Source organism: Gordonia sp. NPDC003585, assembly GCF_040610755.1.
Taxonomy (GTDB): domain Bacteria; phylum Actinomycetota; class Actinomycetes; order Mycobacteriales; family Mycobacteriaceae; genus Gordonia.
Genome location: NZ_JBEXMX010000077.1, coordinates 1 through 26568 on the forward strand (window position 1 = coordinate 1; position 26568 = coordinate 26568).

The 26568-nt window shown below is 67.1% G+C and carries 27 protein-coding genes; 17 read left to right on the forward strand and 10 right to left on the reverse strand.

All coding sequences use genetic code 11. The features are described from left to right. Together ABZW74_RS18950 and hemB are read left to right on the forward strand one after the other, a co-directional pair. On the forward strand, positions 1-1161 hold a 1161-nt coding region (locus ABZW74_RS18950), incomplete at its 5' end, for a uroporphyrinogen-III synthase (protein ID WP_355278398.1). Between the two features lie 117 nt (positions 1162-1278). Then, positions 1279-2256, forward strand: coding sequence for a porphobilinogen synthase (hemB, locus tag ABZW74_RS18955; protein WP_355278400.1), 978 nt, complete (start codon positions 1279-1281; stop codon positions 2254-2256). 168 nt (positions 2257-2424) lie between these two features. Here the strand turns inward: hemB and ABZW74_RS18960 are convergent, their stop codons facing one another. Beyond that, positions 2425-2904 carry a hypothetical protein gene (locus tag ABZW74_RS18960; protein ID WP_240859551.1) on the reverse strand — a complete coding sequence of 160 codons (480 nt, stop codon included), beginning with the start codon at positions 2902-2904 and terminating at the stop codon, positions 2425-2427. Between the two features lie 181 nt (positions 2905-3085). On the opposite strand from ABZW74_RS18960, the gene ABZW74_RS18965 reads away from it, so the two are divergent. From ABZW74_RS18965 to ABZW74_RS18975, 3 genes are read left to right on the forward strand one after another with little or no spacing between them, the layout of a single operon-like run. Further along, positions 3086-3913 carry a hypothetical protein gene (locus ABZW74_RS18965; protein WP_355278403.1) on the forward strand — a complete coding sequence of 276 codons (828 nt, stop codon included), beginning with the start codon at positions 3086-3088 and terminating at the stop codon, positions 3911-3913. Further along, positions 3900-4349: a hypothetical protein gene (locus ABZW74_RS18970; RefSeq protein ID WP_240859555.1), complete on the forward strand. Its 450-nt coding sequence runs from the start codon at positions 3900-3902 to the stop codon at positions 4347-4349. The genes ABZW74_RS18965 and ABZW74_RS18970 overlap by 14 nt, the downstream gene beginning before the upstream one ends. Further along, positions 4346-4882 (forward strand): DUF3093 domain-containing protein, encoded by a 537-nt coding sequence (locus ABZW74_RS18975; protein WP_355278406.1) that lies wholly within the window; start codon positions 4346-4348, stop codon positions 4880-4882. The genes ABZW74_RS18970 and ABZW74_RS18975 overlap by 4 nt, the downstream gene beginning before the upstream one ends. Positions 4883-4982: 100 nt before the next feature. Here ABZW74_RS18975 and ABZW74_RS18980 read toward each other — a convergent pair whose 3' ends face one another. Together ABZW74_RS18980 and ABZW74_RS18985 are read right to left on the reverse strand one after the other, a co-directional pair. Beyond that, positions 4983-7007 (reverse strand): acyl-CoA dehydrogenase, encoded by a 2025-nt coding sequence (locus tag ABZW74_RS18980; protein WP_240859560.1) that lies wholly within the window; start codon positions 7005-7007, stop codon positions 4983-4985. A 41-nt stretch (positions 7008-7048) separates the two neighbouring features. After that, the gene (locus ABZW74_RS18985; protein WP_355278409.1) at positions 7049-7897 is read right to left on the reverse strand and encodes a response regulator transcription factor; all 849 of its coding nucleotides are present in this window, start codon (positions 7895-7897) and stop codon (positions 7049-7051) included. Between the two features lie 115 nt (positions 7898-8012). Between ABZW74_RS18985 and ABZW74_RS18990 the strand changes: the two genes are divergently transcribed. Next, positions 8013-9701 carry an AMP-binding protein gene (locus ABZW74_RS18990; RefSeq protein ID WP_240859564.1) on the forward strand — a complete coding sequence of 563 codons (1689 nt, stop codon included), beginning with the start codon at positions 8013-8015 and terminating at the stop codon, positions 9699-9701. A 14-nt stretch (positions 9702-9715) separates the two neighbouring features. Here the strand turns inward: ABZW74_RS18990 and ABZW74_RS18995 are convergent, their stop codons facing one another. Further along, a complete protein-coding gene (locus tag ABZW74_RS18995) occupies positions 9716-10816 on the reverse strand; it encodes a hypothetical protein (protein ID WP_355278412.1) in 1101 nt (366 codons plus the stop codon). 166 nt (positions 10817-10982) lie between these two features. On the opposite strand from ABZW74_RS18995, the gene ABZW74_RS19000 reads away from it, so the two are divergent. After that, entirely contained in the window at positions 10983-11684 is a 702-nt protein-coding gene (locus tag ABZW74_RS19000) for a TetR family transcriptional regulator (protein WP_355278414.1), read from the forward strand. Positions 11685-11770: 86 nt separating this feature from the next. After that, complete coding sequence (locus ABZW74_RS19005) at positions 11771-12934, forward strand: acyl-CoA dehydrogenase (protein ID WP_240859570.1); 1164 nt, start codon at positions 11771-11773, stop codon at positions 12932-12934. A gap of 37 nt (positions 12935-12971) precedes the next feature. Here the strand turns inward: ABZW74_RS19005 and ABZW74_RS19010 are convergent, their stop codons facing one another. The 3 genes from ABZW74_RS19010 to ABZW74_RS19020 form a co-directional block, all read right to left on the reverse strand. Next, positions 12972-13847 (reverse strand): hypothetical protein, encoded by an 876-nt coding sequence (locus tag ABZW74_RS19010; protein WP_240859572.1) that lies wholly within the window; start codon positions 13845-13847, stop codon positions 12972-12974. A 242-nt stretch (positions 13848-14089) separates the two neighbouring features. Beyond that, the gene (locus ABZW74_RS19015; protein ID WP_355278418.1) at positions 14090-14674 is read right to left on the reverse strand and encodes a YdcF family protein; all 585 of its coding nucleotides are present in this window, start codon (positions 14672-14674) and stop codon (positions 14090-14092) included. A 75-nt stretch (positions 14675-14749) separates the two neighbouring features. Continuing rightward, a complete protein-coding gene (locus tag ABZW74_RS19020) occupies positions 14750-16243 on the reverse strand; it encodes an NAD-dependent succinate-semialdehyde dehydrogenase (protein ID WP_355278420.1) in 1494 nt (497 codons plus the stop codon). A 36-nt stretch (positions 16244-16279) separates the two neighbouring features. Here ABZW74_RS19020 and ABZW74_RS19025 point away from each other — a divergent pair, with 36 nt between their 5' ends. From ABZW74_RS19025 to ccsB, 7 genes are read left to right on the forward strand one after another with little or no spacing between them, the layout of a single operon-like run. Next, positions 16280-17161: an SGNH/GDSL hydrolase family protein gene (locus tag ABZW74_RS19025; RefSeq protein WP_355278423.1), complete on the forward strand. Its 882-nt coding sequence runs from the start codon at positions 16280-16282 to the stop codon at positions 17159-17161. A gap of 52 nt (positions 17162-17213) precedes the next feature. Beyond that, the gene (hemL, locus tag ABZW74_RS19030) at positions 17214-18548 is read left to right on the forward strand and encodes a glutamate-1-semialdehyde 2,1-aminomutase (protein WP_355278426.1); all 1335 of its coding nucleotides are present in this window, start codon (positions 17214-17216) and stop codon (positions 18546-18548) included. Then, a complete protein-coding gene (locus ABZW74_RS19035) occupies positions 18548-19174 on the forward strand; it encodes a histidine phosphatase family protein (protein ID WP_355278428.1) in 627 nt (208 codons plus the stop codon). Before hemL ends, ABZW74_RS19035 begins: the two co-directional genes overlap by 1 nt. A 31-nt stretch (positions 19175-19205) precedes the next feature. Beyond that, complete coding sequence (locus ABZW74_RS19040; RefSeq protein WP_240859586.1) at positions 19206-19835, forward strand: TlpA disulfide reductase family protein; 630 nt, start codon at positions 19206-19208, stop codon at positions 19833-19835. Continuing rightward, complete coding sequence (locus tag ABZW74_RS19045) at positions 19832-20653, forward strand: cytochrome c biogenesis CcdA family protein (protein WP_240859588.1); 822 nt, start codon at positions 19832-19834, stop codon at positions 20651-20653. The genes ABZW74_RS19040 and ABZW74_RS19045 overlap by 4 nt, the downstream gene beginning before the upstream one ends. Next, on the forward strand, positions 20650-22371 hold the full coding sequence (locus ABZW74_RS19050; protein WP_355278432.1) for a cytochrome c biogenesis protein ResB: 1722 nt from the start codon (positions 20650-20652) through the stop codon (positions 22369-22371). Before ABZW74_RS19045 ends, ABZW74_RS19050 begins: the two co-directional genes overlap by 4 nt. A 44-nt stretch (positions 22372-22415) precedes the next feature. Further along, positions 22416-23453: a c-type cytochrome biogenesis protein CcsB gene (gene ccsB, locus ABZW74_RS19055; RefSeq protein WP_355278439.1), complete on the forward strand. Its 1038-nt coding sequence runs from the start codon at positions 22416-22418 to the stop codon at positions 23451-23453. A 196-nt stretch (positions 23454-23649) separates the two neighbouring features. Here ccsB and ABZW74_RS19060 read toward each other — a convergent pair whose 3' ends face one another. From ABZW74_RS19060 to ABZW74_RS19070, 3 genes are all read right to left on the reverse strand, one after another. Then, complete coding sequence (locus ABZW74_RS19060; RefSeq protein ID WP_240859591.1) at positions 23650-24117, reverse strand: helix-turn-helix transcriptional regulator; 468 nt, start codon at positions 24115-24117, stop codon at positions 23650-23652. Positions 24118-24256: 139 nt separating this feature from the next. After that, positions 24257-24466, reverse strand: a complete 210-nt coding sequence (locus ABZW74_RS19065) for a hypothetical protein (protein ID WP_240859594.1) — start codon at positions 24464-24466, stop codon at positions 24257-24259. A gap of 57 nt (positions 24467-24523) precedes the next feature. Further along, a complete protein-coding gene (locus ABZW74_RS19070; RefSeq protein ID WP_308221055.1) occupies positions 24524-24748 on the reverse strand; it encodes a BldC family transcriptional regulator in 225 nt (74 codons plus the stop codon). A 172-nt stretch (positions 24749-24920) separates the two neighbouring features. Between ABZW74_RS19070 and ABZW74_RS19075 the strand changes: the two genes are divergently transcribed. After that, on the forward strand, positions 24921-25250 hold the full coding sequence (locus ABZW74_RS19075; protein ID WP_240859595.1) for a DUF4229 domain-containing protein: 330 nt from the start codon (positions 24921-24923) through the stop codon (positions 25248-25250). A gap of 6 nt (positions 25251-25256) precedes the next feature. Further along, positions 25257-26378 (forward strand): PLP-dependent cysteine synthase family protein, encoded by a 1122-nt coding sequence (locus ABZW74_RS19080; protein ID WP_355278437.1) that lies wholly within the window; start codon positions 25257-25259, stop codon positions 26376-26378. Positions 26379-26568: the final 190 nt, after the last annotated feature.

Consider the following 26568-nt stretch of genomic DNA (forward strand, 5'->3'; position numbering starts at 1 on the left):
TACGCCGGTATGCCGCTCGGCTCCACCCACACCGAGGCCGACGTGCGCGGCGAGGTCGACTGGGCCGCACTGGCAGCCGCCCCCGGTCCGCTGGTGCTGCACGCGACCTCCGGCCATCTCGCCGAGACCGCGAGCGCGCTGACCGAGCAGGGTCTGGCCGCCCAGACGCCGGTCGCCATCACGATCAACGGCACCACCTGCCAGCAGCGCACCATCGAGGCGACGCTTGCGACGCTCAACGAGCAGGGCAACGCGCTGACCGGTCCGCTGATCCTCACCATCGGCAAGGTCGTCGCCTCGCGCGGCAAGCTGTCGTGGTGGGAGTCGCGGGCGCTCTACGGCTGGACCGTCCTGGTGCCGCGCACCAAGGACCAGGCCGGCGACATGAGTGACCGTCTCGTCAGCCACGGCGCGGTCCCGAAGGAAGTCCCGACCATCGCCGTCGAACCGCCGCGCAGCCCCGCGCAGATGGAAAGGGCCGTCAAGGGTTTGGTCGACGGCCGCTACCAGTGGGTGGTATTCACCTCCACCAACGCGGTCAAGGCCGTGTGGGAGAAGTTCGCCGAGTTCGGGCTCGACGCCCGGGCGTTCTCCGGCGTCAAGATCGCCTGTGTCGGTGAGGCAACCGCCGAGCGGGTGCGTTCCTTCGGCATCAACCCGGAGCTGGTTCCGTCGGGTGAGCAGAGCTCGCTCGGCCTGCTCGACGAGTTCCCGCCGTACGACGACGTCTTCGACCCGGTGAACCGAATCCTGTTGCCGCGAGCCGACATCGCCACCGAAACCCTCTCCGAAGGCCTGCGTGAACGCGGCTGGGAGATCGACGACGTCACCGCCTACCGCACCGTGCGCGCGGCCCCGCCGCCCGCGCAGACGCGCGAGATGATCAAGACCGGCGGCTTCGACGCGGTGTGCTTCACCTCGAGCTCCACCGTCCGCAACCTGGTCGGTATCGCCGGAAAGCCGCACGCGCGCACCATCGTTGCCTGCATCGGACCCAAGACCGCCGAGACCGCAACCGAATTCGGTCTGCGGGTGGACGTGCAGCCGGAGACGGCGTCGATCCCCGACCTCGTCGACGCACTCGCCGAACACGCCGCGCGTCTGCGTGCCGAAGGCGCACTGCCGCCGCCGCGCAAGAAGTCGCGACGGTCGCGGTCGTAGTAGCCGCTCCCTGAGGTGCGAGGAGCGCTAGCGACGAGACGACCACCGGTCCCTGAGGTGCGAGGAGCGCTAGCGACGAGCCTCGAAGGGCCGGCAACACAACAGCAAGGAGGCGTCATGGCACCGGTGATCCGCCCGCGGCGGTTGCGCACCAGCGCGGCCATGCGTCGACTGGTGGCCGAGACCACCTTGGCGCCAAGGCAACTGGTGTTGCCGATGTTCGTCGCCGACGGCCTCGACGAGCCACGTGAGATCTCGTCGATGCCCGGCGTCGTCCAGCACACCTTCGACTCGCTGCGCAAGGCGGCCGACGAGGCCGTTCGCGCCGGGGTCGGTGGCCTGATGCTCTTCGGGGTGCCCGCGACTGCTGACAAGGACGCCACCGGGACGGGCGCCGACGCCGACGACGGAGTCCTCAACCGCGCGTTGCGCGTCCTCTCCGACGACCTGGGCGACGACACCGTCCTGATGGCCGACACCTGCCTCGACGAGTTCACCGACCACGGGCACTGCGGCGTCGTGGATGCGCGGGGTCGGGTCGACAACGACGCGACCCTGGAACGCTACGTCTCGATGTCGTTGGCGCAGGCGCGAAGTGGTGCGCATCTGCTGGGACCGAGCGGCATGATGGACGGCCAGGTCGGCGCCATCCGCGCCGCGCTCGACGACGCCGGCTTCGCCGACACCGGCATCCTCGCCTATGCGGCCAAGTACGCGTCGGCTTTCTACGGTCCGTTCCGGGAGGCCGTCGGCTCCAGTCTCCAAGGCGATCGTCGGACCTACCAACAGGATTCGGCGAATCGGATCGAGGCCCTGCGCGAGGTGCGGCTCGACCTGGACGAGGGCGCCGACATCGTCATGGTGAAACCGGCGATGAGCTACCTCGACATCGTGCGCGACGTCGCCGAGATCGCCGACGTCCCGGTGGCCGCCTACCAGATCAGCGGTGAGTACTCGATGATCACCGCCGCCGCCGAACGCGGCTGGATCGACCGCGACGCCGCAATCCTGGAGTCGCTCATGTCGATTCGTCGCGCCGGCGCGTCGATCATCCTCACCTACTGGGCTGCCGAGGTGGCAGCTCGCCTGGGCTGAGCGCAACTTCTTGGGACCGCAACTGAAACGGTCGCCGTGATGTGTCTCCGAGGGCAATATGCCCTCGGAGGCCCCTGAGGAGGACCGTTTTGGACGGCTATCCTCTTCTCGCCGCCGACGACCTTCTTGCTGGCCCATGATCGTCGGCAAGGCCGGCGCCGGCGCCGGTCAGCGCCGTACGAAGGTGAGCAGCGCGCCACCCGCGGCGATCACCAGGCAGCCGACGACCGCGACGTATACGCCTGCCCCCGACGCGGAGATGCCGTCGGGAACCACCGCCAACGACACCAATGCTCCGCTGAGCGCCGACAGGACGGTCACCATCGCGACCGGACGCGTCTCGTCGATCGTCCGCCCGCAGACCAGGCCGACGACGATCGTCACCACCAACACGACCGCCAGCACCGGCAACAGATGCAAGAGACTCAAGTCGACGTCGTACCCGGATTCGCTCGCACCGCCCCACCCGGTGATGGCGACCGACGCGTCGACGTCGGGTCGATACCAGACCAGACCGTAGGAGATGGCGACCAGCAGGGCCCCCGCGGCGGCGACCACAGCACCCGGGGTGCGCCACAGGGGCCGTGCCGATGGGTGGAGAAAGCCGGGCGTGGTTACCTCATCGGACCGACGATCCGTCTGTGTCATGGCCGGTCCCTCGCTCCCTGGTGCTACCCGGATGACCTGGTCGATTGGCCGAGTCAAACACGCGGTGGATCGGCTGTCGACGCGGAGACCGCACCCGGGCGCCAAGACAGACCGAACGAATGACAGTGCGAAGCCGCATCCTCCCAGGTTGCGCACAGGTGCCGTTCATTACCCTGGTGGCATGTCTGCACCGTTCGACCCGACGTCCGGGGGGTCTGCCGGGCCGGGGGACTCCGGTGCGCCGGTTCGTCCGAAGCTGCCCGACTCCATCAAGATCGCATCCGAATTGTGGATCGTTGTGGTCCTGGGGCAGATCGTCGCGTTCTTCGCCCAATACTCGGCACTCGCGAAGTCGATTCGCGACTCAGTGCACGAGGGGTCGGCGGGTGTCCCGGCCGACCAACTCGAATTCATGACGTCGACCGGCTTCATCGTCGCCCTTCTGATCGGGGTGGCCGTGGTGCTCTCCGTGCTGCCGCTCGTCTTTGTCTTCTTCACCCGTCGTGGCCACGGATGGGCGCGGGTGATCGCGTCGGCGATGGGCGTATACGTCACGGTCGACCTGCTCTTGGCCTTCTTCTCCGACCGCGACCCGGTCTGGTCCATGGTGCCGACGGTGATCAGCGGCGTCGCCGCCATCGGGGCGACGATCCTGTTGATGCGCCCGGAATCGGACAAGTACTGCCGCGCGATGGCCGAGTTCCGCAAACCGCGACCGGTCCTCGGGCCACCGAGTCCGTATCCCTATCCCTATCCGCCGGCCGGGTACTCACCCCAGCCCCCGTACCCACCCCAGTACGGCCCGGGACCTCCGCAACCGCAGGTGCCACCGCAGACACCGCCGTATGGTGACGGAGGACCTGTCACCCGGGACGATCAATCGGCATCCGATCACGACGTGGCCGGCCGCGATAACAGGGCGAGCGAAGCGACGGGGAATTACTCCAGGGCGAGCGAAGCGACGGGGAACCAGACAGACGAAGGACGGCGAGCAAGTGACCAATCCTGATCCGGCACAACGACCCAAACTCGTGGTCTGGGCCTACCGGTGCTGGGTGACCGGCGGTGCGTTGCTGGTTCTGCTCGGTGTCGGTTTCGTCATCCTCGGTGCGGTGTCGTCGATGTCGACGCTGGGACCGGTGGCCGTCGGCGTGCTCGTCGCGATCGTCGGTGTCGCCGACATTCTGATGGGGTCCAAAGCGTTTGTCGGTGATGCGCGTTGGCGGTCGTCGCTGGCCGCGTTGACCCTCGTGGTGGTCGCGATGCTGCTGGTCATCAGCTTCCTCGCGCCGCTTCTCGCGTTCGCACTCCTGGCCGGCATCATTGCGCTGTTCGGGTCGCTGCTCGCGTACCGGCCGGAGTCGGAGTCCTGGTACACCGGCGAGCCGATCCCGGAGCCCGTCAAGAAGAACCTGCAGAAGAAGCCGCGGCGGAAGAGCGCGTGAGCGACGCCGAGCCCGACGATCGGGCCGAGGACGAGAACGAGGACCCGGGGGACGTGCTCTTCTACGAGCCCGGCGGCAGTTGGTGGGTGGTGTCGATCGGCCCGTTGTTGGTGATCGCGGTCCTGGTTCTCGAGATCACCGGACCGGGCAGCGTGCATTGGCCGGTGCTGCTCATCTTCTTGGCGATCCTGGTCGGCTTCTCGATGGTCCAGGTCACCGCGGCCCGACGCCACGTCAGCGTCGAACTCACCGAGACGACGCTCCGGCAGGGTGCGCAAACCATCCGCCTCGACGACATCGCCAAGATCTACCCGCCCAACCACGGCGCGGTGCCCGAGGACTGGGAGAGCGCCCCGGCGCTCGGCGAACTCCACGGCGTACCGCGTCGACGCAAGGGTGTCGGCGTCAAGCTGAAGTCCGGGACGGTGAATCAGGCCTGGGCGCGCAACGTCGATCGCTTTCGCTCCGAACTGAACGATGCGCATACCGCCGTGCGGCTGGGCATTCCGCCCAAAGGGAGTTCCGACGACTGACCCGACGACTTTGGCTGGCTGTCCACTCATCCGTTTGAAGTTGGGTCCGGATTCCGGACCCAACTTCAAGCCGATCGTCCGGCGCCTTGGCGCCGTCGCCTCAGCCGTGCTCGAGCATCGGTGCGGCGAGGAGGCTTTCCGGAATGCCGAAGGCGTCCACCAGGGTTCGGGCGTGTGGTCGGAGTTCCTGGCACAGGGTGTTCACGCCCCGCCGGATCGCCTTGGCCCGCTCCACCGAGATGTGCCGGTGCATGAGGAACCAGCCCATGTCCTCTTCGAGGGCGGAGTAGACGAACAGGTCGCACACCTTGCCGAGGAGCTCAGCCGCCGACCGTGAGTCGCAGTCGTTGATCGCCTCGATAAAGGCCTCGAGCACAACGCGTTCGGTGTGTGCCTGCCCGACCTTCAGCAGATGATCTTGCGCGTTGTTGAACACCTCGAACGCGTCGTTGTCGTCGTCGAGGGCCCGACGCAAACGCTGCGCGCACGTGCGAATGAGGTGATCTTCGCGGTTGCGGAACAACCGGATCTGCGTGCCGCGGTTGGTGAGATTCGACTTCTCGGTGTCCTCGTCGGAACTCTCCAGCAGGGTTTGCACCACCTGCCGGACCGCGGTTTTCTCGACCACCACGTCGCGCGCCATCCCGACCACGAACCGTACCCAGCCGCCCGCCGAAAGTCCCTGCACGTCATCGGAATACGATGACAACAACTCCTTGGCGACGAGCTGCGTCATCACCGTGTTGTCGCCCTCGAACGTGGTGAAAACGTCGATGTCGCCGCGGATGATCGACAGCTGGTTTTCGTCGAGATAGCCCGCTCCACCGCAGGCTTCGCGACTGACGTTCACGGCGTTCGACGCATGCCAGGTGGCATACGCCTTCAGCCCGGCGGCGTCGGACTCGAGTTGACGCTGCCGCCCGGCATCCGAATCGTCGGGCGAGTTGCTCTGCACCTCGTGCAACTCGGCCACGATCTCGTTCTGCGCAAACGCGATCGCGTAGGATTTCGCTATGAGCGGCAACAACTTTCGCTGATGGCCGAGGTAGTCCATGACGATGATCTCGTCGGTCTCCTCGGGTGCCTCGAACTGCTTGCGGATCAGGCCGTAGCGCGTCGCCATGGTCAGGGCCTTGCGCCCCGCGGCGCCGGCCGTCGCGGCGACGCTCACGCGTCCGCGGATCAGGGTGCCGAGCATCGTGAAGAAGCGCCGGTTGGGGTTCTCGATCGGCGACGTGTACGTGCCGTCGGCCTCGACATCGGCGTACCGATTGAGCAGATTCTCCGCGGGGATGCGCACGTTGTCGAAGACGATGCGCCCGTTGTCCACACCGGCCAGGCCGCCCTTGTAGCCGCAGTCGCTGGTGGTGATCCCCGGCCGGTCGTTGCCGTCCTCGTCGCGGATCTCGACCACAAAGCAGTGCACGCCTTTGCTTTCCGGCTCCTCACCCGGGCCCGCGGTGATGAGTTGCGCGAACACTGCGGCGTATCGCGCATGCAGGGCGGCGCCGCCGATGTAGTCCTTGCGCGCGGCCGCCTTGGTCGAGTGGATGACGAACTCGCGGGTGTCGCGGTCGTAGGTTGCGGTGGTGTCAAGTGCCTGGACGTTGGAGCCGTGCCCGGTCTCGGTCATGGCGAAGCAGCCGAGAACGTCGAGATCGATGATTCCCTTGACGTAGCGCTCGTGATGCCTTGCGGTGCCCAGGTTTTCGACCGCCCCGCCGAACAGGCCCCATTGCACGCCGGCCTTCACCATCAGCGACAGGTCGGCATAGCCGAGCATCTCGATCGCCGTGATCGACGCGCCGACGTCGCCGGTCCCGCCATGATCCGACGCGAAACCGGCCGACGCGAACCCCTGACCCGACAGTTCCTTCAGTTCTTCGAGCATCCGTGTCCGCGCCTCGTCGAGCGTGCGCGACGGATCGGGGAGCAGATCGGCCCGGTCGGAACGCTCACGCACCATGTCGCGGGTGGACCGCCACCGCCCGTCGAGTGCGTACCGTAGGTTCTCCACCAGTAGGGCGCGTTCGTCGGCCGACAGATCGTCGTCGGGAGAAACCGTGGCTACATCGTTCGGAACGTCGGCGTCGTCGGGTGTGGCGGTTTCGGTAGGCATGCTCATGACCCCACGTTACGTATGGCGTGCCTGCCGCGTGGCAACCTTCAGGGCAGAAGTCCCTGACGTCGTGCTTCGACCACCGCCGCGCGCCGGTTGTGCACGCCGAGCTTCCCCATCAGATTGCGCACGTAGGCCTTGACCGTCTCCGGCGCAAGACCCAGGCGGTCGGCGATCTCACGGTTGGGGCACCCAAGAGACAGGTGCGCCAGAACGTCACGTTCCCGTGCGGACAGTTGGGCGGCGGCGGGATTGGTTTCGCCGAGTCCGGCGAGCCGAAGCTCGATCCCGCGCAGCCGCTCGGCGAGGGCGGGGTCGGTGGTCGACTCCGCGATCGACCGCAGCTCCAGGTAGCTCTCCACGATGCCCTCGGCGACCGCCGGTGCGACCGTCGGGCCCCGTTGACTCCGATCCTGCTCGATGAGCGCGACGCGGCGGTCGACCTCGTCTCGGATCTCGATCTCCCGCGCCAGCTGCGACGCGGCGTTCACCACGCGGGTGATCGCGGCGTCGCCGATCGGATCCGGGCTGCGCAACCCGCCGTAGAGCAGCGCCCTGGTCCGGCCTGCGACCACGGCCGGGGCGGCGACCAGCGACTGGATGCCTTCGGAGGCCACCTCGACGTCGTACTCGTGGGTGATCTCCGTCGAGTTGGCGTAGTCGACGACGGCGCCGGCACGACGCTCGTCGATGGCACGACCGCCCAGGCCACAGCGTGTGCTGATCACGAGATCGCGCAGGTTGCCCGTGCGGGTCCCGACAAATCCCGACAGGACCAGGTCGCGTCCCCGCACCACCCCACCGAAATGCACCGGAAGTTGCGTCGCCCGTTGTCCGGCCCGCAACGCGGCGCGCATCGCATCTTCGTCGCTGGGCCGCCACACGTCGTCGTGCATGGCGTCACCTCCGTGCCGATCACCCCCATTCGGGGGTAGTGATGCTTCCAGTGTGATCCATACCGTCGGACATGGACAGTTGTGACGGTCAGATCAAGAGCACAGGAGAGCAAGCATGTCGGCCCCTACCACCCAGCCCGCAAACGATGCCGACCGATCGGCTGTGTTCACGACCGGCGACTGGGGACTGGCAAACCGCTCGGAACTGAGTCCGCTGCGCTTCCTCGAACGCTCCGCCGCGGTGTTCGGCGACCGCGAGGCGATCGTCTACGGCGAGCGCACCTACAGCTACGCCGAGTTCGCCGACGAGGTGCAGCGGCTCGCTCGCGTGCTGCGGGCCACGATCGCGCCCGGCGACCGCGTCGCCTACCTGACGCCGAACATCCCCGAGATGCTGATCGCGCACTTCGCCGTGCCGTTGGCCGGTGGGGTGCTCGTCGCGCTGAACTCGCGACTGGCCGGCCCGGAGTTGGTGTACATCCTCAACCATTCCGGGGCCACGGCCCTCTACTTCGACGCCGAGTTCCGCCACACGGTCGCCGCCATCGCCGGTCAGTTGCCGGAGCTCGCCACGGTCATCGAGATCACCGACCCCGAGTTCGGTCCGACGCCGGGCCCCGTCGACGCGTCGGGCATCCCCGGTCTCGTCGCCTACGCGGATCATCTTGCGGCTGCCGACGACCTGGACCCGACACCGCTGCCGTGGACGGTCGGCGACGAGAACACCGTGATCTCGATCAACTACACCTCGGGCACCACCGGAAAACCCAAGGGCGTCATGTACACCCACCGCGGCGCCTACCTCAATTCGTTCGGTGAGACCTTCCACAACCAGTTCACCGGCACCACCCGCTACCTGTGGACGCTGCCGATGTTCCACTGCAACGGCTGGTGTACCCCGTGGGCGGTGACCGCCGCCGCTGGCACCCACATCTGTCTGCGCGCCGTCCGCGCCGACGCCGTGTGGGATGCCATCGACGATCTCGGCGCCACACATATGTGCGGTGCGCCGACCGTGTGCACGACGATCGTCGGATCGCCGCGTGCCCACCGCGTCGACCGGCCGTTGCGCATCACGACGGCCGGGGCGCCGCCGTCGCCGACGGTCATCGGCCATCTCGAGGCGATCGGGATCACCGTCGTCCACGTCTACGGACTGACCGAGGTGTACGGCCCGTACACGATCTGCGAGTACCAGCAGGCGTGGGACGACCTCGCGCCCGACGAGCGGGCCGCCAAACTGTCGCGGCAGGGTGTCGGGATGCTGCAGGCCGAGAATGCGCGCGTCGTCGAACGCGATCGGGTGCCGCTCGTCGATGTTGCGGCCGACGGCGAGACTATGGGCGAGATCGTGCTGCGGGGCAACAACGTGATGGCGGGGTATTTCCAGAATCCGGAGGCCACCGCCGAGGCGTTCGCGGGTGGTTGGTTCCATTCCGGCGATCTCGGCGTCATGCATCCCGACGGCTACATCCAGCTCAAGGACCGTGCCAAGGACATCATCATCTCCGGTGGTGAGAACATCTCGACGGTCGAGGTCGAACAGGCACTGGTGAGCCATGACGCGGTGCTCGACGTCGCCGTCATCGGCGTCCCCGACGAGAAGTGGGGCGAGCGACCGAGAGCGTATGTGCTTGTGCGGCAGGGAGAATCGCTGTCCAAGGACGATCTGATCGCACACGCCCGGCGACTGCTGGCCGGCTACAAGGTTCCGCGCGACATCGTCTTCGCCGAGGATCTGCCACGCACACCCACTGGGAAGGTGCTCAAGTTCGAGCTGCGCCAGGAGGCCACCCAGAGCTGAGTCCGGACAGCGGCTCAGGTGTTGCAGTTCGTTCGTACGTGGTCGACGAAGCCGGGCGGCACCATGTCGGCCGGAATGGTCAGCACTGGTGTGCGGCCGTGACACAGATCGATCGCGGCGCGGGTTTCGCGGATCCTGGTGACGTCGGTGAGCGACACCGACGTCGCCACCGTGCCGTAGGTGGCTTCCACTCGATCGGGTGAGTACCGGACGTACAGCTGTGCCCCCACGGGCATCAGTCGCCGAAGGCGGGCGAACAGTTGCCAATACGAGGTCGCCAGCACACCGACGAAAACGACTGCGCCGATGACCGGAGCGGACACCAGGATTCCCGCGCCTTCGGCATCGTCGATGATCGCCCACGCGACGAGGATCGCCACGGCGACCACGCACAGCACCAGCGACGAACCGGTGAACGTCGCGCGGACGAGGCGCATCGGCAGCCCCCGGTCGGCGACCATCGTCGCCACGGTCGTACCGTCGGCGTCGTTGACGATCCGCGCCGAGCCTGGCCCGTCGACACCGGCGTGTTCGGCACCGGACCCTTGAGCCCCGGCGTCGCCCGGCCGATGAACCGCCCTGATCTCCCGATGCCGTTGCACGATGCCCTCGGCCACCTCGTTTGGGACCAATTCGCGGGGAATGATCAGGACCGGTTGCCCGGCAACGAATGCCACGAGATGGGTTCGGCTCACCCGGATGCGGTCGAGTTCGGACAAGCGCAACCGCGTGTGGATGCCGTCGGCGCCATAACCGATCCAGTCGGCGCCGAACTCCGAGGTGAGCAGCGTGCCGTCGGGAATCAGCGTGCGCACTTGGCGGAGCGTCATCCACCACATCAGGACCAGCATCGGGAGGGTGATGACGCCGCCCACGATGACGCCGAGAACCATGGCCAGCGCCCAGTCGAGCAGGGTGTCGAAACCAGGGGAATTCCCGAGGGCGACGGTGGAAAGACTCAGGATCAAACCCGCCACGACGATGGCCGGAATCAGCCAGCGCGCCCGGCGGGCGACGGTGTGGGTCGCGAGGCGTCGGGCGACCGAACGGTCGGCGATCATCGAGGTCTGGACCCCGCCGTCGGGCAGAATCGAATGGGGATGCGGAACAACCATTTTCGGTGGGCCTCGGCGCACTGGTGAACGCGGCTCGGGACGTGACGAGTCGGCACCCCCGAACCGAACCGCCCGGGTTCGGGCGATACAGCGACTCAGCGTAATGGATGACCGATCGGACCCGTCTTCGACGATGGTCAGGCCGCCGCAGGCAATACTGGGTGACATGGCACCGAGTGACGCGGACTTTCGGACGCTGGTCGTGGCGGAGTCGATTCGGTTGTTCTCCGAGGGCGGCTACGAGTCGACGACGGTCGAGCAGATCGCGGCCGCCGCGGGCATCTCGCGGCGCACGTTCTTTCGGCAGTTCGGGTCCAAGGAAGACGTTATCTTCGCCGATCACGAGGCGCTGTTGACGCAGGTCGACGAGTACCTTGCCGCCGTCGTCGACGATCCGTGGTCGGCCGTGTGCACCGCCGCCGAGCTGGTTTTCGCGCATTTCTCGGGCGATCGGACGCTCGCGCTGCGGCGTCTGCAGGTGGTACAGGAGGTGCCGGCGCTGCGCGATCGCGAGCTCGTTACCACCTACCGCTACCAGCGGTTGTTCGAGGACTTCCTGCGCAACCGCAGGCCCGACGAGCCGCCGGTGCGCGTCGTCGCCTATGTGTCCGCGGTGACCGCGGCCCACAACTACCTGCTCCGACGCATGATCCGCGGCGACGCCGACGCCACCGCCGAACGGCTGCGCAGTGAACTCGCGCGCGTGCGGGCGGCACTCGGTGCCGGTGCGGCCCCGACCGTCGAGACTCCTGCCGACGCGGTGGTCAGCGTCGTCACCTATCCGGCCGGCACCCCCGTCGCCGACATCGCGCGTCGAGTCGCCGAACAACTGGGCGAGGCCGAGCCCGGTAACGGACAATCGGAGTAGGCCACATCAGATTGACATGGCACTGAGTGCCGTGATGAACTGGACTTATCCAACGTTTGGCACGCAGTGCCGTGAGGAGTCGACTCATGGGATTCGGAAATCCTGATTTCAACGTCTTCGAGCTGCCGGAGGAGCACGTCGCGCTGCGCGAGGCTATCCGCGCGCTCTCCGAGAAGGAGATCGAGCCGCACGCCGCCGCTGTCGACGAAGAGGCGCGGTTCCCGCAGGAGGCCCTCGACGCGCTGGTCGCGTCGGGCTTCAACGCGATCCACGTCCCCGACGAGTACGAGGGTCAGGGCGCCGACTCCGTCGCTGCCTGCATCGTCATCGAAGAGGTCGCGCGGGTGTGCGCGTCGTCGTCGTTGATCCCGGCGGTCAACAAGCTCGGGACCATGGGTCTCATCCTGAACGGCTCCGACGAGCTCAAGGCGCAGGTGCTGCCGTCGATCGCGTCGGGCGAGGCGATGGCGTCGTACGCGCTGTCGGAGCGCGAGGCCGGCTCCGACGCCGCGGGCATGAAGACCCGCGCCCGCAAGGACGGCAACAACTGGGTGCTCAACGGCTCCAAGTGCTGGATCACCAACGGCGGCAAGTCATCCTGGTACACCGTCATGGCGGTCACCGACCCGGAGCGCAAGGCCAACGGCATCTCCGCGTTCATGGTGCACAAGGATGATCCCGGCTTCACCGTCGGGCCGCTGGAAAAGAAGCTGGGCATCAAGGGATCTCCGACCGCCGAACTCTACTTCGAGGACTGCACCATCCCCGAGGATCGCATCATCGGCGACGAGGGCACCGGCTTCAAGACCGCGCTGCAGACCCTCGACCACACCCGCCCGACCATCGGCGCGCAGGCCGTCGGCATCGCGCAGGGCGCCCTCGACAAAGCCATCGAATACGTCAAGGACCGCAAGCAGTTCGGCAAGCCGATCAGCACGTTCCAGGGTGTCGAGTTCATGATCGCCGACATGGCGATGAAGGTCGAGGCGGCCCGCCTCATGGTCTACACCTCGGCCGCTCGCGCCGAGCGTGGCGAGAAGAACCTCGGGTTCATCAGCTCGGCGTCGAAGTGCTTCGCCTCCGACGTCGCGATGGAAGTCACCACGGACGCCGTGCAGCTCTTCGGTGGCGCCGGCTACACCCGCGACTTCCCGGTCGAGCGCATGATGCGCGACGCCAAGATCACCCAGATCTACGAGGGCACCAACCAGATCCAGCGCGTCGTCATGTCGCGCGCGTTGCTGCGCTGAGCGTTCGACGCAGAAACCTCATCTCTCGTCAGAAACCTCACTTCTCGTCAGGGACCTTCGGAACTTCCGAAGGTCCCTGACCATTTGTGGGGTCTTTGTCCAGGCCGAGCTTGCGGCGAAGACGCTTGATCAGCCGTGCCTTATCGTCGAGGTCTTCGAGGTCGCACCATCCCCAGTGAACCTGTTGATACTCGAGCTCGGCGATCGCGTCCGACCGGTACTTTTCATACAGCAAGCGGCCTCTGCCATCCTGGCCGCTGTACTTCTTCTTCCCGTCGCATTCGCCCACGAGACCGTGCTTGCGCCAAAGGAAATCGACCCGTGCCACCCAGTTACCCCAGGCATCGTACAAATCCACCTGAAGCTCTGGGACGGGCAGGCCTTCGTCGACGAAGGTGATCCGACTGCGGGATTCCAACACGGATTCAGCATCTCCGTTGAGTTCCGCGACCACCCTCCGTGCCCGTGCTGCGCCGGCCATACCGGTGATGAGGTCGAGTTCGTTTGCGAGTTCATCCGCCGTGCACAGGTCAAGGTGCAGGGCTGCGTCGCCGACAGCGATGGCTGGGATGCGTTCGGCGGTGCGTGCAAGGTCGACGACGACACGCGCCGCCGAGACAACCCGCACGCCGTCAACGTCGGTGATCGCGGGTGGCCGACGGTCCATTTCGACCCGCACTGCACCCGTGGCCCGGGTACGCGCCTTCTTGGCGCCGTTTTCGACGAACACCACCCGGGTGACATCCAAGCCCCAGACGGGAAGACCGAGGACGGCGGCCGCCGCCGAACCACCGAGGGCGCGGCTTTCACCTGCGGACTTGCGCGCCACGGCAAGCGCTCGCTGCCGATGGCGCGTCTCCGGTGTGCCGTCGAGCATTTCGGCCGGTATCACGATGCCGTTGCCGAGCTTCACGAGTCGCTTCGAGCGCAGAGCTGCCCTGATCTCGTGGTCGTCGAGGCCTGCGGCCAGGAGTTCTGGGCGGCTGACCGCGCCCTTGAGTGACGAGAAGATGTCCATGCCAGATTAGACGCGCGCAGGCTCCGACCGGTTCCGGTGCTGGCCGAAGACCTCACTTCCAGTCGGAGACCTTCGGAACGGCCGACGGTCTCTGGCGAGAAATGAGGTTTCTGACCAGAAGTGAGGTTTCTGGAAACTCAGGCGTACGCCGCCCGAAACTCGATGCGTGCGTGCTGCTTCCGGGCGGCCGCGCGGAAGTCGCCGAGGGCGCGGCCCATGTGGAAGCCGTTGGTGACGATGACCGCACCGTTGGCGCCCATCGCCTTCAGCATGCCGACGGTGTTCGACGCGTTCTGCACGGTGGAGGTTGAACGGCCTTCATTCACCATCTGCCACATGGGAATTCCGCGTCGGATGAGCCCGAGGTTCATGAACTGTGCCTCCGATACCGGCAGCCACCAGGTGTTGCCGCCGGAGACGATCATCCGGTTGAACGGATGCTGTTTGGCCATCCGTGCCGCGACGTTGAGACGACGGTCGAGGATGGCCGGCGTCTGTCCGTAGGTGCCCATCTTGGCGCCGAGTACGACGATGTAGCGCGTGGCGATGCCCTGCCAGAGGAAGATGCTGTTCGGCGTGAGCAGGTCGCTGCTGCCGAGGTCCACGCTCCCGAGATCGGTGCTGACCGGTGCCGCCTTCGCCGGGGCATCGGTGAGTACTCCAGCGCCGGTGACGAGAGCGGTGGAGAGGGCGACTGCGGACACGAGGTTTCGAACACGCATGACGACGAGTGTACGGAAGTTACTGGTGAGGTCAATGTGACCAAAGTGACGATCGGATCAAGGGTCGATAAACCCTCATGTGAGAGCGACGTACTTCACCGAAAGGTACTCTTCGATACCCTCGGAACCGCCTTCGCGTCCGATGCCGGACTGTTTGACGCCGCCGAAAGGTGCTGCCGCGTCGGAGATCACGCCGCGGTTGACACCGACCATCCCGGAGTCGAGTGCCTGCGCGACACGCATGCAGCGGTCGAGTTCGCGGCTGTAGAAGTACGCGGCGAGGCCGTACTCGGTGGAGTTGGCCGCCGCGATCCCGTCGTCCTCGCTCGCGAATGTGCTGATCACCGCGACCGGACCGAAGATCTCACCGCGAGTGACGGGAGCGTAGGGGTCCACCTGGTCGAGAACCGTTGCCGGATAGAAGAATCCGGGGCCATCGGGGCGTTCTCCGCCGGTGCGAACCCGGGCGCCGTCGGCGATCGCTCCCTCGACCGCCTCGGCGACCTTGTCGCGCTGGGAGGCGTTGACGAGCGGTCCGAGCGTGACCCCGTCGACATACCCGGGACCCATGCGCACCGCGGCCATCTTCTCGGTGAGTTTGGTGGTGAACTCGTCGGCGACGCCGGACTGCACGAGAAACCGGTTGGCGGCCGTGCACGCCTCGCCGCCGTTGCGCATCTTGGCCGCGAACGCACCCTCGACCGCTGCGTCGACATCCGCGTCGTCGAACACGAGGAACGGTGCGTTGCCGCCGAGTTCCATCGACGTCCGCTGGATACGTTCGGCAGCCTGCTCCAACAATCCTCGACCAACCGGCGTGGAACCGGTGAAGCTGATCTTGCGGATGCGGTCGTCCTCGATCAGCGCGGTGCTCACGCCGCGACTGTCGCTGGTCGGCAACACCGACAGCACACCCGGCGGAAGGCCCGCCTCCGCGAACGCCTCGGCCAACGCGAGCATGGTCAGCGGCGTCTCGTGCGCGGGTTTGACCAGCATGACGTTGCCCGCGGCCAGCGCCGGCGCGATCTTCCGCGTACCCATCGCCAGCGGAAAATTCCACGGCGTAATGGCCAGACACGGACCGACCGGCGCGTGACTGACCAGAATCCGGCCGTTGCCCGCCGGGGCCTGGGTGAAGCGACCGTTCACCCGGACCGCCTCCTCGGCGAACCAGCGCAAGAATTCGGTGCCGTACTTGGCCTCCGCGGCGCTGTCGGGCAGCGCGCGACCGAGTTCGGCCGTCATGAGCAGCGCGATGTCGTCGGCGCGATCGGTGAGCAGTTCAAAGGTGCGACGCAGGATTTCGCCACGCTCGCGCGGGGCGGTCGCGGCCCAGTCCTGAGCGGCCGCCGCCGCGGCGTCGAGAGCGGCGCGCGCATCCTCGACCCCGGCGTCGGCGACCGACACCAGTGGCTCCTCGGTCGCCGGGTCGTACACCGGGAAGGTCTTGCCCGACGCGGACGGAACCGACTTGCCGCCGATCCACAGGCCGGTGGGGACGCCGTCGAGCACGGCGCCGACGTCGAGAACATCGTTGTTGCTGGTTGCAGAATCACTCGAATCGGCCATGACCCCAGTGTGCCTCCCATCGGTACGGTGGGGCTCGTGATTGCCCGTCGAAACTGGTCGGTCGCAATGGCGGTGCTGGTCAGCGCCGTGTGCGTCCTCGCCAGCTGCAGCACGACCGACAACGCGAGCTCCCCCAGCAGTACGACGAGCGTCATCGACACCACGATCGATCAGGTCAATCTGGGCGACAGTTACAGCGCGGGCACCGGGGTCAGCCCGCTCGCGGCAGGGTCGCCGTTCCTATGTCAGCGGTCGTCGCGGAACTTCGCTCAGATCCTCACCGAGCGGCAGCACTACCGGCTGACCGACGTCAGCTGCGCCGGCGCCGACACCGCGGACTTGGCGAACGCCCAATACGACGGCGTCCCAGCGCAATTCGATGCCGTGACACCCGACACCGACCTGGTCACCATGATGATCGGCGGCAACGACAACGACACGTACTCCGGTTCGATCCGCGCCTGCCGCGACGTCGCGTCCAGCGATCCGTCCGGCTCGCCGTGCCGCGACCGCTACGGCGATTCGCTGGAGAAGCCGATCCTCACCACGACCTATCCGAGCCTGCTGACGGCGCTCCGGCAGGTGCAGCAGAAGGCGCCACACGCCCGGGTCGTCATCGTCGGCTATCCGTGGATTCTTCCGGCGACGGGCGGCTGCTATCCGACCATGCGAGTCGCCGCCGGCGACGTTCCCTACCTGCGTCATCTGCAGGCAACTCTCAACGACGCGATCCGACGCGCGGCCGCCCAGACCGGCGCCACCTACGTCGACATGGAAGCGGTGTCCGAGGGGCACGACGCCTGCGCGGGAAGTCATCGCTGGATCGAGCCGATGACCAGGAGCGGGCCTGGTGCCGTGCACCCGAACGCGCGCGGGCAGCAAGCGATCGCCGACCAGGTTGCCAGGTCGCTGGCCTGAGAAGCACCTGAACGATTTGGGTCACCCGGTGCCGTTTGGAACACTGGAGGCCGTGACCCGCACCGCCCCGACCGCCGAGACGTCAGCCGCTCTGTTCGCGCGCGCCGGGAAGGTCATCCCGGGCGGGGTCAACTCCCCGGTCCGCGCGTTTTCCGCGGTCGGCGGGACACCCCGATTCATCGCCCGCGCGCAGGGCTGCCACCTCTACGACGCCGACGGCGCCGACTACGTTGACCTGGTCTCTTCATGGGGTCCGATGATCCTGGGCCACGCCCATCCGGCGGTCGTCGAGGCCGTAGCGCGCGCGGCGGTCGGTGGCCTGTCCTTCGGCGCCCCGACCGAGGCCGAGGTGGAACTGGCCGAGGAGATCATCGACCGCGTCGACCCCGTGCAACGTGTCCGGCTGGTCAACTCGGGCACCGAGGCCACCATGTCGGCCATCCGCCTCGCACGCGGATTCACCGGCCGCAGCAAGATCATCAAGTTCGCGGGCTGTTATCACGGTCACGCCGACGCCCTGCTCGCCGACGCGGGGTCGGGAGTCGCGACCCTCGGCCTGCCGACGTCGCCGGGCGTCACCGGCGCCACCGCCCACGACACCATCGTCCTGCCTTACAACGACCTGAAAGCCGTCGCCAAGGCCTTCGAGGAGTTCGGCGACGAGATCGCCGCGGTCATCACCGAGGCCGCCGCCGGCAACATGGGTGCGGTCGCGCCGCGTGACGGATTCAACGCCGGCCTGCGTGAACTGACCGCCCGGCACGGGGCGCTACTGATCATCGACGAGGTCATGACCGGATTCCGGGTGAGCCCCGCCGGCTGGTACGGCCTCGAAGGCGTCGCAGGCGACCTCTACACCTTCGGCAAGGTGATGAGCGGCGGGCTACCTGCCGCCGCATTCGGGGGTCGCGCCGACGTCATGGAACGCCTCGCGCCGACCGGTCCCGTCTATCAGGCGGGCACCCTGTCAGGGAACCCAGTGGCCGTGGCCGCCGGACTGGCGACCCTGCGCAACGCCGACGTCGACGTCTACGCCGCCCTCGACGCCAACGCCGACCGACTCGGTGAACTCTTCACCGGCGCCCTCACGTCTGCGGGGGTTTCCCACCGCGTGCAGCGTGCGGGCAGCCTGATCAGTATCTTCTTCACCGACGACCCCGACACCGAGATCGTCGACTACGCGGGCGTCAAGGCCACCGACACCTGGCGGTTCGCGCCGTTCTTCCACGCGCTCCTCGACCGGGGCGTGTACGCACCGCCGAGTGCCTTCGAGGCGTGGTTCGTCTCGGCCGCACTCGGCGACGACGCTTTTTCACGAATCGCCGACGCGCTTCCTGCCGCTGCCGAAGCGGCAGGCGCGGCCCGCCGACCGGGGGAGACCGACTGATGCACACGATCGTCCACATGATGCGCCACGGTGAGGTGCACAATCCCGACGGCATCCTCTACGGACGGCTGCCCGGATTCCGGCTGTCGACCACGGGCCGGGTGCAGGCCCGCAAAGTCGCCGACACCCTCGCCGACCACGACGTCACCGCCGTGTTCGCGTCGCCGCTGCAGCGTGCGCAGGAGACCGCGACACCGATCGCGGCCGCGCACGGACTGCCGATCTTCACCAACGACGACCTCATCGAGGCCGACAACGTCTTCGAGGGACTCAAGGTGTCCGTCGGCGACGGCGCGTTGTCGAAGCCGCGGCACTGGCCCAAGATGCGCGACCCGTTCACCCCGTCGTGGGGCGAGCCGTACATCCAGTTGGCCCACCGCATGCTCGCCGCCGCCAACAAGGCGCGCGACGCGGCCAAGGGCCACGAGGCCATCTGTGTCAGCCATCAGCTGCCCGTGTACACGCTGCGCCGCTTCCTGGAAGGCCAGCGACTCTGGCACGACCCGCGTCGTCGGCAGTGTTCGCTCGCGTCGCTGACCAGCCTGATCTACGAGGACGACGCGCTCGTCGACATCATCTATTCCGAACCGGCCGGGGCATCCGACCCGCTGGTGACCGGGGCCTGACCCGGAACAACAGCGAATGACGGCGGTTAAAGTGAGCAGTGTTCAGACCAGTCGGCGATACCGCCGCGTGGCGATCCTGGCTCTCCTGCTCGCCGCTGTCGTCGGCTTCGCCGGGGCGTGTAGCACCGGCGACGACGCGGTCGCGCAGGGTGACACCTTCCAATTCGTCTCGCCCGGCGGCAAAACCGTCATCACCTACGACCCCGACGACCGCAAGCCGATCGGCCCGGTCTCCGGCGAGGACCTCCTCACCGGGCAGCCACTGTCGATCACCGACCCGCGCTATGCCGGCAAGGTCGTGGTGATCAACGCGTGGGCGTCGTGGTGCGGTCCGTGCCGCGGCGAGTCCGACGACCTCGAGCAGGTCTACGAGCAGTTCAAAGCGCAGGGCGTCGACTTCCTCGGCCTCAACATGCGCGACGACCGGCAGTCCGCGCAGGACTTCGTCGGCGACCGCAAGGTCGGATATCCGTCGATCTACGACTACGCCGGAGCCACCGTCGGCGACCTCGGCATCCCGCTGCCGGTGCTGCCGGTGACCGTGGTCCTCGACCGGCAACACCGGCCGGCCGCGGTCTTCATCAAATCCATCACCGCCGAGGAACTCGGTGCCGCGGTGGCGCGAGTGGTCGCCGAGACCTCGGGTCCGGTGGCCGGATGACCACCCTCGCGCTGATGGCGGCGCAACCGCAGGCCGCGGTGGGGGAGAGCTTCCAGAACACCGTGCTCAGCGGACCGCTGCTCCTTGCGTTGGCCGCCTGCCTGGTGGCCGGCCTGGTCTCGTTCGCCTCGCCGTGCGTCGTGCCGCTCGTCCCGGGCTACCTGTCTTATCTCGCCGGGCTGGTCGGGGCGGAGGCCCCGGCGGTGACGGCCGACGAACCGGCCAAACGTGGACGGCATCGTGTGGCGATGGCGGCGGCAATGTTCGTCGCCGGGTTCACTGCCGTCTTCGTCATCGCTACCGCGAGCGTCTTCGGACTCACCCGCAGCTACGTCATCAATCATGATCTGCTGCAACGGGTTGGCGGAGTCATCACCATCGTGATGGGCCTCGTGTTCATCGGACTGGTCCCGATGATGCAGCGCGACTACCGATTCCATCCGCGACTCGTCTCCAACCTCGTGGGTGCACCACTGCTCGGCGCGGTGTTCGCGCTGGGCTGGACCCCGTGTCTGGGTCCGACGCTGAGCGCGATCGTGGTCACCGCGACCGGTACCGAGGGCGTGACCGCGGCCAAGGGTGTGGCGCTGATCGTCGCCTACTGCGCAGGATTGGGAATCCCGTTCGTGGTCTTGGCCTTTTCGTCGGCGTGGGCATTGCGCAGCATGGGGTGGCTGCGCCGGAATGCGCGCGCCATCCAGGTGTTCGGCGGGATCATGCTGATCCTGGTCGGTATCGCACTGGTGACCGGCCTGTGGGATCAGTTCACCGTCTGGGTTCGTGAGGCCTTCATCACCGACACGGAATTGCCGATATGACCGGCGTCGTCGAAACCACCACGCACGACGCGCCACCGCCGGACGCGCCGAAACCCGCTGCGTCCCGACCACACTGGATCAAGCGCCGCGTGCTGTGGCCGCTGCGCAACCTGTGGCGGTCGCTGACGTCGATGCGCACCGCTCTGGTGCTGCTGTTCCTGTTGGCGCTCGCGGCCATTCCCGGTGCGCTGCTGCCACAACGGGATCTCAACGAGCAGAAGACGGTGCAGTACATCGCCGATCACGGAACGCTCGGCGAGCTGATGGACCGCGTGCAGCTGTTCGAGGTCTTCTCCAGCACCTGGTTCACCGCGATCTATGTGCTGCTGTTCGTGTCGCTGGTGGGCTGCCTGACACCGCGCATGGTCGAACACTTCCACAACCTGCGCGCCAAACCGGTTGCCGCGCCGCGGAATCTGTCGCGGCTGCCGCGGCACGTCGAACACACCGTGGACGGCGACCCCGAGGAGATCGCGGCCCGGATCAACAGCAGGCTGCGCGGCTGGCGACGCACCGTGGTGGTGCGCGAACCGAGTGAGCGCTATCCCGACGGCGTGGTCGAGGTGTCGGCGGAGAAGGGCTACCTCCGCGAATTCGGCAACCTGGTCTTCCATTTCGCGTTGCTGGCCTTGCTGGTCGCGATCGCCGTCGGCAAGGTCTACGGCTACGAGGGCACCCGTACGCTCGTCGCCGACGGTGAGCAGGCGCTGTGCAACAACTCGACCGCCGTCTACGACTCGTTCCGCGCCGGCAGCCTCGTCGACGGAACCGACCTGACACCGTTCTGTTTCCGCATCGACAAGTTCTCCGCGACCTTCCTGCCCAGCGGTCAGCCCGACATGTACGACGCGACGATGCGCTACACCGAAGGGCCGCATCCTGGTCCGCCGTCGACCTGGCAGACCACGTCGGTGCGCGTCAACGAGCCGTTGCGCGTCGCCGGCGACCGCGTGTACGTCCTTGGCAACGGATTCGCCCCGACCTTCACCGTCACCTTCCCCAACGGGAAGAACCGGACCCAGACGGTGCCGTTCATCCCCGACGATCTGACGACCATGATGTCGTCGGGTGCCGTCCGCTTCGACACCCCCGCCGGCATGTACCCCGACGAGGATGTGCGCCGCAAGAACCAGATCGCCATCGAGGGTCTGTTCGCGCCGACCGCCACCTTCCACGGCACGCTGCTGCTCTCGGCGTCGCCCGTCCCCGACGACCCGTACGTCGCCATCCGCATCTACAAGGGCGACACCGGCCTGGACACCGGCCGCCCGCAGAACGCGTACGCACTCGACCAGAAACTCATCGACCAGGGACGCCTCGTCCGGCAGTCGCAGGTGAACCTCGCGTCCGGACAGAGCACCACGCTCGCCGACGGCACCGTCGTCCGCTTCGACGGCTACCAGCGGTGGGTGTCGGTGCAGGTGTCGCACGACCCGGCGCAGAACTGGGTGCTGGTCAGCGCAATCGTCATGCTCGGCGGGCTGTTGGTGTCGTTGCTGATTCGTCGTCGGCGCATCTGGGCGCGACTCGTGCCGGTCGCCGCAGACACTCCCGACGGACAGAGCGGCCGAGCACGACGTACTGTAGTAGAAATTGCCGGCCTGGCCCGCACGGATCAGGCCGGTTGGGGCGAGGGCTTCGACGAGCAGGCGTCGGCCCTGGTCACCGATGATCCGGAGAGCGCGCGCACGTCCCGACGCTCCCGGGGTCGGTTGTAGGCGAGCGGGAGAGGACGGCACTTGTGAGCAGTGCAGTTGAGCACATGGCGGCCACCGTCAACGGCGTACCGGTCGACGAGACGATGGCACGCTACTCCGACCTCCTCTTCGGTACCGCCATCACGATCTACGTGCTGGCCATGGCGATGTTCCTGGTGTCGTTGGCCGCGGTGCGCAGCCGCAAGCTGGCCGACAAGTCGCTGGTGGGCGCGGGTGTCGGCACCACGGAGACCGGCGCGCGCACCCCCGGCAAGCTCGAGCAGGCACCGCGTCGCAGCTTCGGCGACAAGCTCGGCAACATGGCCTACCCGGTCGTCATCGTCGGGCTGCTCGCCCACATCGGTTCGATCGTCTTCCGCGGCATGGCCACCGACCGTGCGCCGTGGGGCAACATGTACGAGTTCATCTCGCTGACCTGCGCGGCCTGCGTCGTCGCCGGACTCGTGGTGCTGCGCAAACCCGAGCATCGCCCGCTGATCTCGTTCGTCCTGCTGCCGGTCACGCTGCTGATGTTCATCGGCGGCCGCTACCTCTACACCGACGCCGCACCCGTGGTCCCCGCGCTGAAGTCGTACTGGCTGGCCATCCACGTGTCGATCATCTCGATCTCGTCGGGCGTCCTGCTCGTCTCGGGCGTCGCCAGCGTGCTGTACCTGATCAAGATGCGCTGGGGCACACAGACCGCCGACGAGCCATACGACTCGCTGGTCGACGGCACCGGGATGAAAGGCTTCGGGGGAGCGGTTCGACGCGTCGTCGCGCACATCCCCAACGCCGATACCCTCGACCGCCTCGCCTACAAATGCGTCGTCTTCGGCTTCCCGCTGTTCGGTCTGGGCGTCATCTGCGGTGCCATCTGGGCCGAGTCCGCGTGGGGCCGTTTCTGGGGCTGGGACCCCAAGGAGACCGTCTCGTTCATCGCGTGGGTCATCTACGCGGCCTACCTGCACGCCCGCGCGACCGCCGGCTGGCGCAACACCGCCGCCGCCTGGATCAACGTCGCCGGCTTCGTCGCGCTGCTGTTCAACCTGTTCATCATCAACCTGGTCGTCTCGGGCCTGCACTCCTACCAGGGCCTCTGATCGGTCGCCACTTTGCTGGCTGGGGCGGCCTTTTCTGCTGGTTGAGTAGCGGCGAGCGAGCGCAGCGAGTCCGACGCGTATCGAAACCTCGTGAGTCAAGCGTATCGGTGACCACGGATTGCGGACATCTTCGCCTCACCGGGTTTCGATACGGCTCGCCCTATGGGGCTCGCCTACTCAACCAGCAGGAGGGGACTCAGCCAGCAGCTGACGACCCACCCGAATCCCGGTTCTCCACCACCTGCGCCCTGACCATCTTCAGCAGGTCGATCATGACGTCGATGGTGTCCGGGCACAGCGAGTTGAGATCGATCCCCGACAGATGCGTGCCGGTGACGGCGAGCATCTCGACGTAGTCCTGCTGTTGCCGGACGCGGTCGAGGTCTTCGTCGGGGTTGGCAAGAAAGTAGGTGACGCTGACCTCGAACGCCCGCGCGATGGCCTCGACCGTCCGGAACGACGGCGTGCGGGCCTTACCTGTGCGGAGCTGCGAGATGTAGGCGTCGGAGAGCGAGTAGCCGAGGGCGTTGGCCTTCTCGGCGATCTTCTTGCCTGTGTAGCGCACGCCGTTCTCATCACGGCTGTGCTCGAAGAGATGTGCCAGCTTCTCGGCGAAGCTGAGGTCGTCGTCGGACGCGGTTGCACCTGCCCGTCCCGGGTTCACCCTCGTCACCCCCTCGCGTGTCGGAAAATCAACCCTACCCCGAGGTATGGCGGTTGCACGCGATGACATTGCGGGAGGGTGTCGCAGGTGCGGAGTGGGTCAGATGATCAGCTGCCGGGGAGATGAGCTATCGAGGCGATCAGCTGTCATCACCGTCGGATCCGTTGGTGCCGCGGGTCTTGTTGTCGAGGTCGCGAAGGAAGTCTTGATCGTCGTCGGGGCCCAGCGGACCCCGCGTCGTCTTGGGGCCCGACGAGACGCCGCCGGTGCCCTCGCTTTGCGGGCCAAAGGCACGCCACAACAGGAAACCGATGGCGATGACACCGATCAGGGCGAACAGATAAGTCATGGCAACCTCCCGTAACCCAGAGTACGTGAGGGTGTCTCGTAACGCGCCAACTGTCGTTCAGTGAGTGCGGCGATTCAGCAGCGCGACGACGTCCTCTTCACGGAAGCGACGGTGGCCACCGGGGGTGCGGATGGAGCCGAGGATGCCCGAGGTCGCCCAGCGCGCCACGGTCTTGGGGTTGACGTTGAACATCGCTGCGACCTGGCCCGGGGTCAGCGTGTGCTGGCTGGCCATGCCCGGAGTGATGAACGCTGCGGCGGGTGCCGGATTGATGGTGGTCACGGATGTTCCCCTCTGTCAGCCGCACCCGAGTCCTCGGGCGCGATGGTTCATGAATACACGCAAATCGCCCAGGTACTCGAACCGTCAGCAGAAGGTAAAGAACCGGCAAAGAAGCCTGTGACCTGCGGACGCGCGGACCGCGGTCCGGAACGCGCCCAGTAGTCTGGTCGTCGTGAGTGCTGCCGAAGACAAGACCGACACCCCCTCCTCGGGCGAGCGTGCCACCGCCGGGTCGCTGGCCCTCGCGCTGGCCGCCTACACCCTGGCCCGACTCGCGTTGGTCGTGGTGGTGGCGGTTGTGATCGTGCTGGGCGCCCGGCTTGTCGACGTCGACGTGCCGCTCTACGTGGCCGCCGTTTTCGGCGTCCTGATCGCCCTGCCCCTGGGCATGGCCTTGTTCAAGGGACTTCGACTCAAGGTGAACCGTCAGATCGACGCCATCGACCGGGATCGCAAGAAGCGGCACGACGACCTGCAGTCGCGCCTGCGCGGCAGCAAGTGACGCCTCGTGCAGCCCACCCGTGACATCGACCGTCGCGCCGACCGCTCCTGGGCCGACAACGCCGTCCGCCTGATCGAGGCCGACGCCCGACGCAGCGCCGACACCCACCTGCTGCGCGTCGAACTGCCCGAGTGGTCGCGGTGGCGCGACGGTGACGCCGAGGTCGGCGTCGACCTGTATCTGAAAGACGAGAGCACCCACCCCACCGGTTCGCTCAAGCACCGTCTTGCGCGGTCGCTGTTCCTCTATGCCATCTGCAACGGCTGGATCACCGAGGGCACCCCCGTCATCGAGGCGTCGTCGGGGTCGACGGCGGTCAGCGAGGCGCACTTCGCCAAGCTGATCGGCGTTCCGTTCATCGCCGTGATGACGGCCGGGACGTCGCCTGCCAAGACCGCGCTGATCGAACGTGAGGGCGGCCAGTGCCACTTCGTCCAGCGTGCCGGCGAGGTCTATGCGGAGGCGTTGCGCCTGGAGGCAGAACGCGGCGGGCACTTCATCGACCAGTTCACGATGGCCGAACGCGCCACCGACTGGCGTGGCAACAACAACATCGCCGAGTCGATCTTCGCCCAGATGGCCGACGAAGATCATCCGATCCCCACCTGGATCGTGGTGGGCGCCGGCACCGGCGGCACCTCGGCAACCCTGGGCCGCTACCTGCGCTACCGCAGGCATCCGACGTGGCTGTGCGTCGTCGACCCGGAGAACTCGGTGTTCTTGCCCGCCTTCGAATCCGGCGACGGAGCACTGACGTCGGACGCCGGGTCGCGCATCGAGGGCATCGGCCGTCCGCGGGTGGAACCCTCCTTCGTCTCCCAGGTCATCGACCGCATGATCGGTGTGCCCGACGAAGCCTCGATCGCCACCGCCCGCTGCGTCACCAACCGACTCGGCCGACGCGTCGGCGGCTCCACCGGCACCAACATGTGGGGCGCCTTCTCCCTGGTCGCCGAAATGGTCGCCCAACGACGCACCGGCAGCGTGGTCACCCTATTGTGCGATCCCGGAGATCGTTACAGCACAACCTATTTCGACGACTCCTGGCTGGCCGCCCAGGGCTTCGACCTCGGACCCGCCACCGCCGTGCTCGACGAGTTCTTGGCGACGGGTCGCTGGAGTGGCTGAATCCAACGCTGCCTGAGTCCTACCGCTGCCTGAGGTGCGACGAGCGCTAGCGAGGAGCCTCGAAGGCCTGGTGAGACGACAATGTAGCCCCGCCAAGGGCTAATGGGGGTGGATCGGTTCCCGATGGGATGCTGGTCCACTGTGAGCCTGCCCCGCCGGTGACCACTATGACTAGGGCTGAAACCACGTT